This is a genomic window from Sphingomonas morindae, assembly GCF_023822065.1.
Taxonomy (GTDB): domain Bacteria; phylum Pseudomonadota; class Alphaproteobacteria; order Sphingomonadales; family Sphingomonadaceae; genus Solisphingomonas; species Solisphingomonas morindae.
In genome coordinates this window covers 2,176,395-2,192,273 of record NZ_CP084930.1, presented here as the reverse complement: position 1 = coordinate 2,192,273, position 15,879 = coordinate 2,176,395, and the positions used below count along the sequence as shown (strand labels likewise).

Genomic DNA, 15,879 nt, shown 5'->3' with positions numbered 1-15,879 from the left:
TCTGGCGGCGGCGGCCAAAAAATTGGTTAAGACGGGCGCCGGGCCTGCGGATTAGCCGGGCGACTAGACCAAAGACGCAGCGGAGGCGCTCAGCGCGCCACCGCCAGATTGTCGAGCAGCCGCGCGGCGCCGATCTTCGCCGCCGCCAGAAGCCGCGCCGGCCGCTCGCCCAGCGCGTCGAGCGGCGCCAGCGTCTCGGCATCGCGCAGCGACACATAGTCGATCGCCGAGAAGCCCGCCTCGCTCAGCCGCGCGCAGGCGGTGGCGAGCGCCGCCTCGACCGGCTGGCCCTTCAGAATGGCGCCCGCCGCCTCGCCCAGCGCGCGCGGCAGGGCCCGGGCGGCGGCCAGCTCCTCCGGCGTGAGATAGGCGTTGCGCGAGGAGAGGGCGAGGCCCTGATCGTCGCGCACGATCGGCACGCCCACGATCTCGGCGGCGAGATCGAGATCCGCCACCAGCCGGCGGATCACCGCAAGCTGCTGCCAATCCTTCTCGCCGAACAGCGCGACATCGGGCTGAACCTGGTTGAGCAGCTTGAGCACCACCGTCGCCACGCCGTCGAAATGGCCGGGCCGGGCCGCGCCTTCCAGCGGCTCGGACGGGCCGCCCACCGTCACGCTGGTGGCGAAGCCTTGGGGATACATGGTGTCGGCGCTGGGCGCCCAGAGCAGGGCGCAGCCCGCCTCCTCGAGCATCTGCGCATCGGCACGTTCGCGGCGCGGATAGCGGTCCAGATCCTCGCCGGGTGCGAACTGGCGGGGATTGACGAAGATCGACGCCACCACCAGCGGCGCCCGGCGGCGCGCCTCCTCGATCAGCGCGACATGCCCGGCATGGAGCGCCCCCATCGTCGGCACCAGCGCGATTCGATCCCCGGCGAGGCGACGCTCGCCCAGCGTGGCGCGCAAAGCCGGCAGGTCACGGATGATTTGCACGGGACGCAGCGCTCCGATATGTCTTGGCCGCGCTCTGTGGGGCGAGCGCCCGTCCAAATCAAGGGGGCCGCTCCCGATCGCCGCGATCGCTAACAAGAGGCAAGTCCGTGCCCCGTGCCCATATTATCGTCTTCGCCAACGAGAAAGGCGGCACCGGCAAATCCACCACGGCGGTGCATGTCGCGGTGGCGCTCGCCGCCCAGGGACGCAGCGTCGCCGCGATCGATCTCGATACGCGCCAGCGCACCATGGTCCGCTATCTCGAGAACCGCGCCGCGACCATGCGCCGCGATTCGGTGGAGCTGGCGACGCCGCGGTTCGAGGTGTTCGATCCCGCCCGGGGCGACGGCATCGAGGATCGCATCGCCGCGCTCGCCGAAGAGGCCGAGTTCGTGGTGGTCGACACGCCCGGCCGTGACGATCCGCACGCCATGAAGGCGGCGGCGCGCGCCGATACGCTCGTCACGCCGATCAACGACAGCTTCATCGATCTCGATCTGATCGGCCAGGTCGATCCCGAAACCTATCGTATCAAGCGCCCGAGCTTCTACGCCGAAGTGGTGTGGGATGCGCGCAAGGCGCGCGCCAAATCCGATGGCGGCACGGTGGATTGGGTGGTGCTGCGCAACCGCCTCCAGCATCTGGAGGCCAAGAATATGCGCCGCGTCGGCCAAGCCGTGGACGAATTGTCCAAGCGCGTGGGCTTCCGCGTCATCCCCGGCCTCGGCGAGCGCGTGATCTATCGCGAGCTCTTCCCGCGCGGGCTCACCCTGCTCGATCTCGGCGCGATCCGCGAGGCGGGGCTCAGCCATGTCGCCGCGCGCCAGGAGCTGCGCGAGATGGTGTCGGGGCTCGAGCTGCCCGAGGCGCCCACCTTGTTCAACCGCGACCGGCCCGCCGCCGCGTGAGCGCGGCCGCATGAAGCTCATCGTCGTCCTGGCGCTGCTCGCGGCGATCTGGTGGCTCGCGCAGCGCCGGCAGAAGCCCGCGCTCAGCCACGCCGAGGCGCGCGCGCTGCTGGCGGTGCGCGCCGATGCCTCGGCCGAGGAGATCGTCGCCGCGCATCGCCGCCTGATCGCCCGCGTCCATCCCGATGCCGGGGGCAGCGCCGCGCTGGCGGCGCGCGTGAACGCCGCGCGCGACCTTCTGCTCGCCCGCCGCTAAGCTGGGGAACCGCTCGCGACGACAGGGGCTTAGACGCGCATGCCTTCCCGCTCCGGCACCGCCCGCGCCCGCTCGCGCCGCCTCGCCCGGCTTTCCGCCACCGCCGCCAAGCGGATGCCGACGATCGACCGGCTGGCCGATGGGCTCGTCCATGCCGGGCTGGCGGTGACGGCGGCGCTGCTCGCCTATCTGCCGACCCGCGCGATCGGCCTGCGCGAGGGCTTCTGGGCAGCGATCACGGCGCTGGTGGTGGCGCAGACGGATCTCGCGGCGGTCCGCTCCACCGCGCGCGACCAGGCGCTCGGCGCGGCGCTGGGCGGCCTGGTCGGCCTCGCCTTCGCGCAATGGCCGCTGCCGCTGGTGCCGCGCTATGCCGGCGCGGTGGCGATCGCCGTTCTCGCCGCGTGGAGCGCGAACATCGCCAGCGCGGCGCGGCTCTCGGGCGTGACGGCGACGATCATCCTGCTGGTGCCCCACCAGAACAGCGCCGGGCAGATGATGGTGGCGCGGATCACCGAGGTCTGCTGGGGAATCGCCTCGGCCTTCGCGGTCGCCGCCCCGGCGGGCTGGCTGCGCGCGCGGCTCAGCGAGGAAGCGTAAGCGCCGGCCGATCGGCGGGCACCGTGTCGCGCCGCGCATAGACAAGCAGGATCCGCCCATCGATGGGCGCGCGCAGCAGCACGCGATAGCCCCGCGCCAGCCGCGCCGCCACGATCGCGCGCGCCGCCAGATTTTCGCCCGCATAGCGTGGCGTCAGCGTCATCACGCGGCTTGGCCGCGCGTCCATGATCCGCCGCACCTCGCGCACCTCGTCGATCCCGGTCGCGCCCTGCTCGTTGAGCGCCTGGAGATGCGCGGGAAAGGGCCGGGTCGTGGGCAGGCAGCTGTGGGTCGTATCGTACCAAGCGGGATAGCCGTCATAGACGAACAGACAGCCCGTCGCGCCCCGCGCCGCCGCCGTCGCCGCCGCCAGCACGCGGGCATCGCCGCGCGAATGCTGGTGCCGCAGCAGCAGCCGCTGCCCCCAGACCGTGCCGATCGCCAGCGCCAGCACCAGATAGACGCGCCCGATCGTGCGGCGGCCGAGCGGGGCGGCCGCCGCCGCGAAGGGCGCGAAGAGCGGCAAGGCATAATGGTTGAACCAGGTGCCGAACAGCACCACGCCGAGCAGCGCCGAAGCCGCCCAGCCATCCACGAAACGCAGCGCCGCGCTCGCGCCCGCGTCCGTCGGCCGCGCGCCCGTCCAGCGCCGCAGCGGCACCGCCAGCACCAGCGGCAGCATCAACGCGAGCATGACGCGGATACGCTCCGCCACCATTGCCGGCGCCTCGGGCCGGCGCGCGAGGATCGAGGCGATGTTGGCGAAATACCACGCCCCGCCCTGGCCGATCGCGCCGTACCAGGCCGCCGCCGCCGCCGTCGGCAGCAGCGCGCAACCGATCCAGACAAGCGCGTCGAGCGCCAGCGCGGCGGGGCGGCGCCCATCGCGCCAGGCGGCGGCGAGCAGCACCAGCCCAAGATACAGCCCCTCGAACACCACGCTATATTTGATCTGGAGCGCCAGGCCGATCAGCAGCATCGCCGCGCATCCGGTGCCCCGCCAGCCAGCCGGGCGCGAGCCCGCGAGCCGGCGCGCGATCAGCGCCGCCGCGCCCGCCACCAGCGGCGTATAGAAGACGGGCGCCTGCCCGCCCTCCCCGCCGGCGAGCGTCAGCCAGACGAGATAGAGCAGCCCCGCGCCCAGCGCGGCGATCGGCCCGGCGAAGCGGCGCGCCAGGCCGTGGATCAGCAGCGCCGTCGCCCAGGCGCAGAGCAGCGCGGGGACTTGGTAGGCGAGCGGGCTGGCGCCGCCGATCCAGCGGCAGGCGGCGTAGATCAGGAACAGGCCGACCGGCTTGCGATCGAAAATGTCGACAAAGGGCAGCGCGCCCTCGAGCATGCGGCCGCCGACGAGAAAGTAGAATTGCTCGTCGATATGGATGACGGGGTTGCCCAGCGCGCGCCAGCGGAGCGCCACCGCCGCCAGCAGCAGCAGCGCGCCGGCCAGCCCTCCCGAACGCGATCGCACGCTCAGCGCTTGCGCCACGTCACCAGCGCGGAGGCCGCGAAATTCCACAAGGAGCCGACAACCGCGCCCGCCACGCCCGACACCCACCAGCGGCTATGCGCCGCGAAGAGCACGGAGCCGGTGCCGATATTGGCGAGCGCGCCCAAGCCGCACACCGCGTAGAAGCTGGCCAAGCCAAGCAGCAGCCGCTTGCCGCGCAGCCGCCGGTCGCGGAAGGTCAGGCTGTTGTTGAGGAGGAAGTTGAAGGCGATTGCGGTCACCACGGCGGCGGCCTGCGCGCGCGAAAAGGCGGCGCCGGCGCCGAGCAGCGCGCGCAGCACCGCCAGGTGCACGCCAAGCCCGAGGCTGCCGACCAGCGCGAACAGCACGAAGCGCGCGGGCAGCAGCCGGCTGATCAGCCGCTCGGCGATCATCACGCCATAATCCAGCGCCACGCCGGGACCGAGCTTGCTTTCGCCCTCGGCGCGGCAGCGGAAGCGGAAGGGCAGTTCCACCACGCGCGGCGGCGGGCCGCCGGCGCTGAGCAGATCGAACAGGATCTTGAAGCCTTTGCCCGAAAGCTGCGGGAGCAGCGCCTCGACCCGGTCGCGACGCACCGCGAAGAAGCCGCTCATCGGATCCTCGACGCGCACCTTCAGCACCCAGCGCGACAGGCGCGTGGCGAGGCGGCTGGTGCGGAGCCGCGCCGCGTCCCACTCCCCCGTCGATCCGCGCGCGCAATAGCGCGAGCCGATCGCGATATCGGCCTCGCCGCTCGCCACCAGCGCGTAGAGGCGCGGCAGCAGCCGCTCGTCATGCTGGCCGTCCCCGTCGATCACCGCGACGACGGGCGCCATGGTCGCCATCATGCCCTCGATCACGGCCGAGGAAAGGCCGCGCCGGCCATAGCGGCGCAGCACGCGGATGTCGGCGCGGCCGCGCGCAACCGCGGCGATCGCCGCGGCGGTGCCGTCGCCCGACCAATCGTCGACGAACAGGATCTCATAGGCGATGCCGGCCAGCGCCGCGTCCAGCGTTGCGACGATGCGGGCGACATTGGCGGCCTCGTTGAAGGTCGGCACGATCACCGCGAGTGCATAGCCGGCCTCCGGGCGATCCGCAGGCTGCCCGCGCGGCGGCGGGACGGGATCGGCCAGACGGGTCGCCATCTATGTCACTCCACGCCACATTCAGTGCCACGGTGTGCCCCCGCCACCTGAACTTGAGGTGAAGCAAGGTACAGGATATTTTCACGTGACCGGAGGTCTGTAGAACCGGATGCTCCGCTCGGCGCCCGATCCGCACGCGCCGGCTAGTCATCCTCATCCTCATAGCCGATCAGCGCGAGCGCGCGGGCGCGGATCTGCCGCTGGGCGCACCAATGGACCAGCGCCTCCTCGCGGCCATGCGTCACCCACAGTTCGCCCGGCCTGATTTCCGCCACCGTTTCGGTCAGTTCGTCCCAATCGGCATGGTCGGAAATGACGAGCGGCAGCTCGACATTCTTCTGCCGCGCGCGCTGGCGCACGCGCATCCAGCCGCTGGCCATGGCGGTGATGGGATCGGGCAGCCGGCGCGACCAGCGATCGTTGAGCGCGGAGGGCGGCGCCAGCACGATCGCACCGCGCAGCGCCGAGGCCGGCGCGCCGGTGGCGGGCAGCAGCGGCCCGAGCGCCACGCCCAGCGTCTCGTAGAGCGCGCAGAGCCGCTCCAGCGCGCCGTGAAGATAGATGGGGGCCGCATGGCCGCGCAGGCGCAGCTCGGCAATCACCCGCTGCGCCTTGCCCAGCGCATAGGCGCCGACCAGCACCGAGCGGTCGGGATTGGCGTGCAGCGCCTCCAGAAGCCGGTCGATTTCGGCGCCGGTGTCGGGATGGCGGAACACGGGCAGGCCGAAGGTCGCCTCGGTGACGAAAATGTCGCACGGCACCGGCTCGAACGGGGCGCAGGTGGGATCCGCGCGGCGCTTGTAATCGCCCGAGACGACCACCCGCTCCGCGCCCTTCTCCAGCACGATCTGGGCCGAGCCGAGCACATGGCCGGCGGGCACGAAGCGCGCCGAAACGGGGCCGAGCCGCACCGTCTCGCCATAGCCCACCGGTTGGCCGCTCTGCGGGCCGTAGCGCGTCGCCATGATGGCGAGCGTCTCGGCGGTGGCGAGCACGGCACCATGGCCGCCCCGGGCGTGATCGGCATGGCCATGGGTGACGAGCGCGCGCGGCACCGGGATCGAGGGATCGATCCAGGCATCGGCATCGGGCAGGTAAATGCCCTCCTTCCGGGGATCGATCCAGGAACCAGTCCGCGCCATGCTGGTATAGGCCGCCAGATGAGAGAGAGTTCCCTTGCCCCGGCCGCCACGCCAGCCGATGCCGAGGCGGAACGGCTGCCGCCGCCGCTCGCCGCCTGGTTCGCGGCGCGCGGCTGGGCGCCGCGCCGGCACCAGCGCGCCATGCTGGCGGCGGCGCGGGCGGGCCGCTCGGCGCTGCTCGTCGCGCCCACCGGCGCGGGCAAGACGCTGGCCGGCTTCCTGCCGACCTTGTGCGAGCTGATCGAGCAGGGCGCCGGCCGCGGGCTGCACACCCTCTATGTCTCCCCGCTCAAGGCGCTGGCGGTGGATGTGCAGCGCAACCTGCTCACCCCGGTCGAGGAGATGGGGCTGGCAGTGCGGGTGGAGACGCGCACCGGCGACACCTCGTCCGATCGCAAGGCGCGCCAGCGTACCGACCCGCCCGACATCCTGCTCACCACCCCCGAGTCGCTCAGCCTGCTGCTCAGCTATCCCGAGGCGGAGACGCTGTTCGCCGGTCTCCGGCGCGTCGTGATCGACGAGGTGCACGCCTTCGCGCCCACCAAGAGGGGCGATCTCCTCGCGCTCGCGCTGGCGCGGCTGGCGCGGCTGGCGCCCGGCATGCGGCGCGTCGCGCTGTCGGCGACGGTCGCCGATCCCGATCTCTACCGCGCGTGGCTGACGGGCGATGGCGATTGGCAATCGGTGGCGCTGGTGGAAGGCGAGAGCGGCGCCGCGCCCGACATCCGCATCCTGCTGCCCGATGGCCGCATTCCCTGGGCGGGCCATTCCGGCCGCTATGCCGCCGAACAGGTGATGGCGGAAATCGCCGCGCACCGCACCACCATCGTTTTCTGCAACACGCGCAGCCTGGCGGAGCTGATCTTCCAGGATCTCTGGGCGGTCAACGAGGCGCATCTGCCGATCGGCATCCATCACGGCTCGCTCGACATGGAGGCGCGGCGCAAGGTGGAGCAGGCGATGGCGGACGGGCGCCTGCGCGCGCTGGTCGCCACCGCCAGCCTTGATCTCGGGGTGGACTGGGGCGATGTCGATCTCGTCATCCAGATGGGCGCGCCCAAGGGCTCCTCGCGGCTGCTCCAGCGCATCGGCCGCGCCAATCACCGCCTGGACGAGCCGAGCAAGGCGATCATCGTGCCCGGCAACCGCTTTGAATATCTGGAAGCACGCGCCGCGCTGGATGCGGTCCAGGCGGGCGAGCGCGATCCCGACCTGTTCCGCCCCGGCGCGCTCGACGTGCTGGCCCAGCATATCATGGCGGTGGCTGGCGCCGCCCCCTTCGCCCGCGACGCGCTGTTCGACGAGGTGCGCGAGGCCGCGCCCTATGCCACGCTCGACGGCGAGACGTTCGACCGCGTGCTCGGCTTCGTCGCCACCGGCGGCTATGCGCTGCGCGCCTATGACCAGTATAAGCGGCTGGTGCTGGGCGGGGACGGGCTGTGGCGCGTGGCGCATCCGCGCTTCACCGCCCAGTTCCGGCTCAATGCGGGCATCATCGTCGAAGCCGCGATGCTAAGCGTGCGCTTCCGCAACGGCCGCACGCTCGGCCGCGTCGAGGAGGGCTTCGCGGCGCAGATGGCGCCGGGCGACACCTTCTTCTTCGCCGGGCTCAGCCTGGAGGTGGAATCGATCACCGGCGAGGACGTGCTGGTGCGCGCCACCAGCCGGCCGGCGCGCATCCCGACCTATGGCGGCGCGCGCATGCCGCTTTCGACCAATCTCGCGGATCGCGTGCGCCACTTTCTTTCGGAGCGCGCGCAATGGCCGCGCTTCCCCGACGATGTGCGCGACTGGCTGGAGATGCAGGCGGAGCGCTCGGTGCTCCCCCCGCCCGACCGGCTGCTGATCGAAAGCTTCCCGCGCGAGGGCCGCCACTATATGGTCGTCTACGGCTTCGAGGGCTGGAACGCGCACCAGTCGCTCGGCATGCTGCTGACGCGCCGGATGGAGAGCGCCGGCTTCCAGCCGATCGGCTTCGTCGCCTCGGATTATGCGCTGGCCTGCTATTCGCTTCAGCCCGTGGCGGATCCCCGCCCGCTCTTCTCGCCCGACATTCTGGAACATGAATTTGTCGACTGGGTGCAGGAATCGGCGCTGCTCAAGCGCGCGTTCCGCGAGGTGGCGGTGATCGGCGGGCTGGTGGAGCGCCAGCATCCTGGCAAGCGCAAGACCGGGCGCCAGGTCAGCTTCTCCACCGATCTCATCTACGATGTGCTGCGCCGCTACGAACCCGGCCATCTGCTGCTCCAGGCGGCGTGGGACGATGCCCGGGCGCGGATGACCGATGTCGGCCGGCTCGCCCGCATGCTCGATACGGCGGCGGCCCGCATCCTCCACAAGCCGCTCGCGCGGGTCTCGCCGCTGGCGGTGCCGGTGCTGGTGCTGATCGGCCGCGAACGGGTGGCGACCGGCGCCTCAGACGACGCTTTGCTCATCGAGGCCGAAGCGCTGGTGGCCGAGGCTATGGGTTAGCCGTTAACCATAAACGCGACCGAATCGGCTATAGGACCGAATCGGTTCAGGGATGAGGGACAAGGGGTCGCTTCCATATGATCCGAAGGCTTGCTCTGGGGCTTGCCCTGGCCTGCGCGCCGCTTGCCGCGCAGGCGCCGGACACGCTGGATGGGCGGATCGGCACGGGGCTGGAATGCGTGCCCTTCGCGCGCGAAATGTCGGGGCTGGATCTCCACGGCGATGCCTGGACCTGGTGGAGCCAGGCCGCCGGCCGCTACGCGCAGGGCGGCGCGCCGCGCGTGGGCGCGGTGCTGGTGTTCAAGCCGCACGGGCCGATGCGACTCGGCCATGTCGCCGTCGTCAGCCGCATCGTCTCGCCGAGCATCCTGATGATCACCCACGCCAACTGGTCCCGCATCGGCGGCGTGCGCGGCCAGGTGGAGCGCGACGTGACGCTGGTCGACGTGTCCGACGCGCATGATTGGAGCGCGGTGCGCGTGTGGTGGCGCGATCGCCAGGGGCTCGGCACCACCGCCTATCCCGTCTATGGCTTCATCTATGGCGCGCATCCCAGCCCCAAGCTCGCCACCCCCTCGCCCGATATCGTCGGCGCCGTGATCGACTCGCTCGGCGCCTGAGCGCGCGGCGGCGGTTGAGCGGGCCGACGCTCCGTGCTAGCGCGCCGCCATGGTTCGCTTTTCGTTCGCGGGCACGGAGTTGGCCGCGCTTGCGCCCGGCGCCCTATGGTGGGCCGCCCGGCGCGCCCTGATCCTCGCCGATCTCCATCTCGAAAAGGCGAGCTTCTTCGCGCGCGCCGGGCAGATGCTGCCGCCCTATGACAGCGCCGCCACGCTCGCCGCCGTCGCGGCGCTGGTCGAGACGACGGACGCGGGCGAGATCTGGTGCCTGGGCGACAGCTTCCACGATGCGCAGGGATGCGAGCGGCTGGCGCCGGACGATCAGGCGCGGCTGCGCGGCCTCACCCGGCGCACGCGCTGGACATGGATCGCCGGCAATCATGACGCCGGCGCCGCCACGCTCGCGGATCATTGCGGCGGCACGGTGGTGGCGGAGCAGCGCGTCGACGGGCTGATGCTGCGGCACGAGGCCGAGCCGGACGAGGACATGCCCGAGCTTTCGGGCCATTTCCATCCCAAGCTGCGGCTGACGGTGAAGGGCCGGCGGGTGGCGCGGCGCTGTTTCGTGGCCAGCCGCTCCAAGCTGATCCTGCCGGCGTTCGGCGCGCTGACGGGCGGGCTGGACGCCCAGCATCCCGCGATCGCGCGCGCGCTCGGCCATGGTCCGGCCGAGGCGCTGGTGCCGCTGGCCGATCGCCTGCTGCGCTTCCCGATCCGCGCCTGATCCGATCAGCCGCGCGTGAGGTGATAGGCGAGCAGCGCCGCCAGGCCGATCATCCCCACCAGCATCTGGGGCGGACGCAGGCGCGCGAAATGCGCGGGCGCTTCCTCGCGCCGCGCCGCGATCGGATCGAGGATCGCGATCGAGCCATAGCCGATCAGCAGCAGGATCAGCGCGGCCACCGGGGTCCGCACCACAAAGGCGCCCAGCCCCAGCAGGAACAGCCACAGCATCGTCAGCATCTGCACCGGCCGCTCGCCGCCGGGGGTGTGGAAGGCAAGGCCGCGCCGCACGCCCGACAGGAAGAGCAGGATCGCGCCCGCCCAGAGCACGGTGAGCGAGGTGGCGATGATCGGCCAGGGAAAGGCCATGGTCCAGGCGATCCCCGCCCCGATCAGCATCGGCAGCATCGGCCCATAGCCGAAGACGAGGCTGAGCGCGGGGATGGTGGGATCGCGATCGTCGGTGCGGGTCGGTCTCATGGGCCGCTGAACGCGCGTCCGGACCGTGCGCTCCCCGGCGCCGGGATCAGGCGGCGCGGCCGATCTGCCGCGTCGCCGTGCCGCGCCCGCCAGCCTCCGCCGACGCGGCGGACGGCAGCCGGAACCGGCCGACCAGCGCGTTGAGCGCCTCCGCCTCGCCCGCCAGGCTGCGCGCGGCGGCGGTGCTTTCCTCCACCATCGCGGCATTCTGCTGGGTCGAGCGGTCCATGTCGCCGACCACACCGGTCACGCGGCGCAGGCTTTCGGCCTGGCTGCGCGCGCCGTCGGAGATCGTCTCGATCACCGCGCTGACCTGGCCGATCCGCTCGACGATCCGCGTCAGCGCATTGCCCGCGCCGCCCACCAGCGCCACGCCGTGCGCCACCTGATCGCCGGAATCGGCGATGATCCGCTTGACGGTGCGCGCCGCCTCGGCCGAGCGTTCGGCGAGCGCGCGCACCTCGCTCGCCACCACCGCGAAGCCGCGACCGGCATCCCCAGCGCGCGCGGCCTCCACCCCGGCATTGAGCGCGAGCAGGTTGGTCTGGAAGGCGATGCCGTCGATCACGCTGATGATCTGGGCGATCTCGTTCGCCGAGCGCTCGATCCCGGCCATGGCGGTGACGGCCTGGCCCACCACCGTGCCGCCCGCATCGGCCTCGTCCTGCGCGGCGCGAATCGTATCGCGCACGTCCACCGCGCCGCGCGCCGTTTCCTCGACCAGCGCGGTCACCTGGTTCATCTCGCTCGCTGCGGCTTCCAGCGCCGCCGCCTGATGCTCGGTGCGCTGGGCGAGATCGTCAGAGGCGGCGCGGATCTCGCCCGCGCCCAGGGCGATCGCCGCCGCCGTGCGCGACACCTGCGCCATGCTTTCCGAAAGCTCGTCGAGGCTCTGGTTGAAGCCCAGCCGCAGCGGCTCATACTCGGCCGCCATGGCCTCGCGCAGCCGCGCGTCGAGATGGCCGGCGGCGAGCGCATCGAGCCCGGTGCCGAGCGCCTGGACCACCGCCGCCTGCTCGGCGCGGGTGCGCGCCTGCGCGATGCCGGCGTCGCGGAAGCTGGCGAGCGCGGCGGCCATGGCGCCGATCTCGTCGGCGCGGCCGAGGCCTGGCACGGCGATGCCGTAATCGCCGGCGGCCATGCCGTCCATCGCCGCGCTCATCGCGCGGATCGGCGCCAGCACGCGGCTGCGGATGAAGAGGAGCGCCGCGAGGATCAGCGACAGCACCAGCACGGCCACCGCGATCATCGCCAGGCTCGCCCAGCCCGCGATCCGGCCGGTCCGCGCCTGGACCTGGGTCTGCTCGTCCGTCGCGAGATCGACCAGCCGGTCGATCGCGTGGCGATGAGTCTCGTAGCTGCGGCTCAGCCGCGCATAGCTGGCCGTCATGGCGGCCGCGTCGTTACGCTCGATCGCCGGCAGGAAGCCTTGCTCCAGCTCGGTCCAGAAACCGTCGGCGGCGCGCCCCGCCTCGTCGATCAGCACCGATTTGAGGCGCGGCGCGAGCGGACTGGCGCGCCACACGTCGCGGCGTTCCGAAAAGGTGGCGTGCAGCGAGGCCAGCCGCGCCCGCCGTGTCGACAGGGTGGCCGGCGCGCGCAGCAATTGTGTCGCCTCCAGATAGGGTTCGATGATATATTCCGGCGGCGGCAGGATATCGGCGGTGAGCGCGTTGACCTGCTGCACCTGCGCGTCCAGCGGGCCACCCAGCCGGACCATGTTTACCGCCAGCCCGACGACCAGCGCGGCCGCGAGCAGGGATGCGACGAGCACGACGCCGCCGCGGCGTATAATCTGGTTTAGTGTCAAGGTCTTAGCCCCCGGATCGATGATCCGCTGTCTAGCTCGGCAACCCCTTAAAAAAGACTAAGGTATGAATAGGCCGAATCGAAGGACGGCCGTCGCCTAAGGGGGCGGCGATGGCGTCCGTGCGAGCGGCGCGGCCCGTGCCGAAGCGCCGGCGGCGGCTCGGCTTGCATAAGCCGTCCCCCCCTGCTAACCGGCCGGCGACCCATGCGGGGGCGCCCTTGCGGCGGCCCCTTTTCGCATATGAGGGTCTTCTAGGGATCGGGGGTCTTCAGGGCGTGGACATTTCCGCCGGCATCCAGGCCAGCTTGAGCGGTCGCTATGCCACCGCATTGTTTCAACTGGCGCGTGACGAGCGTGCAATCGACACGGTTTCGGCCGATCTCGACACGGTGCGCGCCGCCCTGGCCGAGAGCGCGGAATTCCGGCTGCTCACGCAGAGCCCGCTGATCGGCCGGCGCGACGCCGCCCGCGCGGTGGCCGCCGCCGCCGGCACGCTTCAGCTCTCGCCGATCGCCTCCAACTTCCTGGGCGTTCTCGCCCGCAACGGCCGGCTCCGCGAGCTTGGCGCGATCCTGCGCGCGTTCAAGGCGCTGGTGGCGGCGCATCGCGGCGTCACCGAGGCGCAGGTGATCAGCGCCCATCCGCTTGACGCCACCCAGCTGGGCGCGCTCAAGGATCGCCTTAAGGCGCGCTTCGGGCGCGAGGTCGCGATCGACGCGCAGGTCGATCCGGCGATTCTCGGCGGCCTCGTGGTGCGCATGGGCTCGCGCCAGATCGACGGCTCGATCCGCACCAAGATCAATATGCTCGCGAATGCGATGAAAGGCTGAACATGGACATCCGGGCCGCAGAAATCTCGAAGGTCATCCGTGACCAGATCGCCAATTTCGGCACCGACGCGCAGGTCTCCGAAGTTGGTCAGGTGCTGTCGGTGGGCGACGGCATTGCCCGCGTCTGGGGGCTCGACAGCGTCGAGGCCGGCGAGATGGTGGAATTCGCCAATGGCGTAAAGGGCATGGCCCTCAACCTCGAGGCCGACAATGTCGGCGTCGTGATCTTCGGCTCGGATGCCGAGATCAAGGAGGGCGACACCGTCCGCCGCACCGAGACGATCGTGGACGTGCCGATCGGCCGTGGCCTGCTCGGCCGCGTGGTCGACGCGCTCGGCAACCCGATCGACGGCAAGGGCCCGATCGAGCATAGCGAGCGTCGCCGCGTCGAGGTGAAGGCGCCGGGCATCATCGCCCGCAAGTCGGTGCACGAGCCGATGCAGTCGGGCATCAAGGCGCTGGACGCGCTGGTGCCGGTGGGCCGCGGCCAGCGCGAGCTGATCATCGGCGATCGCCAGACGGGCAAGTCGGCCGTCGCGATCGACGCCTTCATCAACCAGAAGGGCGTCAACGCCGGCACGGACGAGAAGGCGAAGCTCTACTGCATCTATGTCGCGATCGGGCAGAAGCGCTCGACCGTGGCGCAGATCGTGCGCCAGCTCGAGGAAAATGGCGCGATGGACTATACCATCGTCGTCGCCGCCACCGCCTCGGACCCCGCGCCGATGCAGTTCCTCGCGCCCTATACCGGCTGCGCGATGGGCGAGTATTTCCGCGACAACGGCATGCACGGCCTGATCGTGTACGACGATCTGTCCAAGCAGGCGGTCGCCTATCGGCAGATGTCGCTGCTGCTGCGCCGCCCGCCGGGCCGCGAGGCCTATCCGGGCGACGTCTTCTACCTCCACTCGCGCCTGCTGGAGCGCGCCGCCAAGCTCAGCGACGAGCATGGCGCCGGCTCGCTCACCGCGCTGCCGATCATCGAGACGCAGGCGGGCGACGTGTCCGCCTATATCCCGACCAACGTGATCTCGATCACCGACGGCCAGATCTTCCTCGAGACCGACCTTTTCTACCAGGGCATCCGCCCGGCCATCAATGTCGGCCTGTCGGTGAGCCGGGTCGGCTCCTCGGCGCAGACCAAGGCGATGAAGAAGGTGGCCGGCTCGATCAAGCTCGAGCTCGCCCAATATCGCGAGATGGCGGCCTTCGCGCAGTTCGGCTCCGATCTCGACGCCTCGACGCAGAAGCTGCTCAATCGCGGCGCGCGGCTGACCGAGCTGCTCAAGCAGCGCCAATTCTCGCCCATGCCGGTAGAGGAGCAGGTCGCCTCGATCTTCGCGGGCACCCAGGGCTATCTGGATGCCATCCCGGTGGACGCCGTGACGCGCTACGAGGAGGCCATGCTGGCCGATCTGCGCGCGCATCATAGCGGCGTGCTGGCCGCGATCCGCGACAGCAAGGATCTCGCGGACGACACCAAGGCCAAGCTGAAGAGCGCGCTCGACAGCTTCGCCAAGACCTTCGGCTAAGGGGAGCGTCGCGCCGGCGCACACCGGCGCGACGAGGAAGAAAGACGGTCAGCATCCATGCCTAGCCTCAAGGCTCTCAAGCTTCGCATCGGCTCGGTGAAGTCGACGCAGAAGATCACCAAGGCGATGAAGATGGTCGCCGCGGCCAAGCTGCGCCGCGCGCAGGAAGCGGCCGAGGCCGGCCGTCCCTATGCCGACAAGCTCGCCGAGGTGATGGCGCGGCTCGCCAGCGGCGTGACGATCGGCCCGGAGAGCCCCAAGCTGCTCGCCGGCACCGGCAAGGACGATGTCCATCTGCTGGTGGTCGCCACATCGGAGCGCGGCCTCGCCGGCGCGTTCAACGCCAATATCGTGCGCGCCGCGCGGCGCCGCGCGGATGCGCTCATCGCCGCCGGCAAGCAGGTGAAATTCTACCTCATCGGCAAGAAGGGCCGGGCCGTGATCGCGCGGCTCTATCCGGGCCTCATCGTCCACCAGGTCGATCAGACGCACATCAAGACGGTGAGCTTCGGCGATGCGATGGAGGTGGCGCAGGACATCACCCACCGCTTCGAGGCGGGCGAGTTCGACGTGGCGCATCTCTTCTACGCCAAATTCCAGTCGGCGCTCGTGCAGCAGCCGACCGAGGTGCAGCTGATCCCGGTGGAGATCCCGGCGCGCGCCCCGGCCGAGCAGGGCGAGGCGACGGCGGCGTTCGAGTTCGAGCCCGACGAGGAGGAAATCCTCGCGGCGCTGCTGCCGCGCAACATCGCGGTGCAGCTGTTCCGCGCCTTCCAGGAAAATGCCGCGTCCGAGCAGGGCAGCCGCATGACCGCGATGGACAATGCGACCCGCAACGCCGGCGACATGATCAACAAGCTGACCATCCAGTATAATCGCAGCCGTCAGGCGGCGATCACCACCGAGCTGGTGGAAATCATTTCCGGCGCCGAGGCGCTTTAAATCAGGGTCGTCC

15 protein-coding genes are annotated in these 15,879 nt (G+C 70.9%); 9 read left to right on the top strand and 6 right to left on the bottom strand.

Going from position 1 to position 15,879, the window contains the following annotated elements; genetic code table 11:
• Nucleotides 1-89: 89 nt before the first annotated feature.
• On the bottom strand, nucleotides 90-935 hold the full coding sequence (gene panC / locus LHA26_RS10725) for a pantoate--beta-alanine ligase (protein WP_252165612.1): 846 nt from the start codon (nucleotides 933-935) through the stop codon (nucleotides 90-92).
• A gap of 107 nt (nucleotides 936-1,042) precedes the next feature.
• Here panC and LHA26_RS10720 point away from each other — a divergent pair, with 107 nt between their 5' ends.
• From LHA26_RS10720 to LHA26_RS10710, 3 genes are read left to right on the top strand one after another with little or no spacing between them, the layout of a single operon-like run.
• On the top strand, nucleotides 1,043-1,843 hold the full coding sequence (locus LHA26_RS10720; RefSeq protein ID WP_252165611.1) for a division plane positioning ATPase MipZ: 801 nt from the start codon (nucleotides 1,043-1,045) through the stop codon (nucleotides 1,841-1,843).
• Between the two features lie 10 nt (nucleotides 1,844-1,853).
• Nucleotides 1,854-2,099 (top strand): J domain-containing protein, encoded by a 246-nt coding sequence (locus LHA26_RS10715; RefSeq protein ID WP_252165610.1) that lies wholly within the window; start codon nucleotides 1,854-1,856, stop codon nucleotides 2,097-2,099.
• 39 nt (nucleotides 2,100-2,138) lie between these two features.
• Entirely contained in the window at nucleotides 2,139-2,699 is a 561-nt protein-coding gene (locus LHA26_RS10710; protein WP_252165609.1) for an FUSC family protein, read from the top strand.
• Here the strand turns inward: LHA26_RS10710 and LHA26_RS10705 are convergent.
• The 3 genes from LHA26_RS10705 to LHA26_RS10695 all read right to left on the bottom strand — a co-directional run bounded on the left by LHA26_RS10705 (nucleotide 2,683) and on the right by LHA26_RS10695 (nucleotide 6,457).
• On the bottom strand, nucleotides 2,683-4,167 hold the full coding sequence (locus LHA26_RS10705) for an ArnT family glycosyltransferase (protein ID WP_252165608.1): 1,485 nt from the start codon (nucleotides 4,165-4,167) through the stop codon (nucleotides 2,683-2,685). The genes LHA26_RS10710 and LHA26_RS10705 overlap by 17 nt on opposite strands.
• A 2-nt stretch (nucleotides 4,168-4,169) precedes the next feature.
• Nucleotides 4,170-5,315 carry a glycosyltransferase gene (locus LHA26_RS10700; RefSeq protein ID WP_252165607.1) on the bottom strand — a complete coding sequence of 382 codons (1,146 nt, stop codon included), beginning with the start codon at nucleotides 5,313-5,315 and terminating at the stop codon, nucleotides 4,170-4,172.
• 143 nt (nucleotides 5,316-5,458) lie between these two features.
• Complete coding sequence (locus LHA26_RS10695) at nucleotides 5,459-6,457, bottom strand: ligase-associated DNA damage response exonuclease (RefSeq protein ID WP_252165606.1); 999 nt, start codon at nucleotides 6,455-6,457, stop codon at nucleotides 5,459-5,461.
• Nucleotides 6,458-6,475: 18 nt separating this feature from the next.
• On the opposite strand from LHA26_RS10695, the gene LHA26_RS10690 reads away from it, so the two are divergent.
• The 3 genes from LHA26_RS10690 (at nucleotide 6,476) to pdeM (ending at nucleotide 10,273) form a co-directional block, all read left to right on the top strand.
• Nucleotides 6,476-8,929, top strand: coding sequence for a ligase-associated DNA damage response DEXH box helicase (locus LHA26_RS10690; protein ID WP_252165605.1), 2,454 nt, complete (start codon nucleotides 6,476-6,478; stop codon nucleotides 8,927-8,929).
• Between the two features lie 77 nt (nucleotides 8,930-9,006).
• Nucleotides 9,007-9,549, top strand: a complete 543-nt coding sequence (locus tag LHA26_RS10685) for a CHAP domain-containing protein (RefSeq protein ID WP_252165604.1) — start codon at nucleotides 9,007-9,009, stop codon at nucleotides 9,547-9,549.
• A 49-nt stretch (nucleotides 9,550-9,598) separates the two neighbouring features.
• A complete protein-coding gene (gene pdeM, locus LHA26_RS10680; protein ID WP_252165603.1) occupies nucleotides 9,599-10,273 on the top strand; it encodes a ligase-associated DNA damage response endonuclease PdeM in 675 nt (224 codons plus the stop codon).
• 5 nt (nucleotides 10,274-10,278) lie between these two features.
• Here pdeM and LHA26_RS10675 read toward each other — a convergent pair whose 3' ends face one another.
• Both LHA26_RS10675 and LHA26_RS10670 read right to left on the bottom strand, forming a co-directional pair.
• The gene (locus tag LHA26_RS10675) at nucleotides 10,279-10,752 is read right to left on the bottom strand and encodes a DUF3429 domain-containing protein (protein ID WP_252165602.1); all 474 of its coding nucleotides are present in this window, start codon (nucleotides 10,750-10,752) and stop codon (nucleotides 10,279-10,281) included.
• A 46-nt stretch (nucleotides 10,753-10,798) separates the two neighbouring features.
• The gene (locus LHA26_RS10670; RefSeq protein ID WP_252165601.1) at nucleotides 10,799-12,526 is read right to left on the bottom strand and encodes a methyl-accepting chemotaxis protein; all 1,728 of its coding nucleotides are present in this window, start codon (nucleotides 12,524-12,526) and stop codon (nucleotides 10,799-10,801) included.
• A gap of 311 nt (nucleotides 12,527-12,837) precedes the next feature.
• Here LHA26_RS10670 and LHA26_RS10665 point away from each other — a divergent pair, with 311 nt between their 5' ends.
• The 3 genes from LHA26_RS10665 to LHA26_RS10655 are packed head-to-tail and all read left to right on the top strand — an operon-like array spanning nucleotide 12,838 to nucleotide 15,866.
• The gene (locus tag LHA26_RS10665; protein ID WP_252165600.1) at nucleotides 12,838-13,392 is read left to right on the top strand and encodes a F0F1 ATP synthase subunit delta; all 555 of its coding nucleotides are present in this window, start codon (nucleotides 12,838-12,840) and stop codon (nucleotides 13,390-13,392) included.
• Between the two features lie 2 nt (nucleotides 13,393-13,394).
• The gene (atpA, locus tag LHA26_RS10660) at nucleotides 13,395-14,924 is read left to right on the top strand and encodes a F0F1 ATP synthase subunit alpha (protein ID WP_252165599.1); all 1,530 of its coding nucleotides are present in this window, start codon (nucleotides 13,395-13,397) and stop codon (nucleotides 14,922-14,924) included.
• Nucleotides 14,925-14,981: 57 nt separating this feature from the next.
• Nucleotides 14,982-15,866 (top strand): F0F1 ATP synthase subunit gamma, encoded by an 885-nt coding sequence (locus LHA26_RS10655; RefSeq protein ID WP_252165598.1) that lies wholly within the window; start codon nucleotides 14,982-14,984, stop codon nucleotides 15,864-15,866.
• The last annotated feature ends 13 nt before the right edge of the window (nucleotides 15,867-15,879 follow it).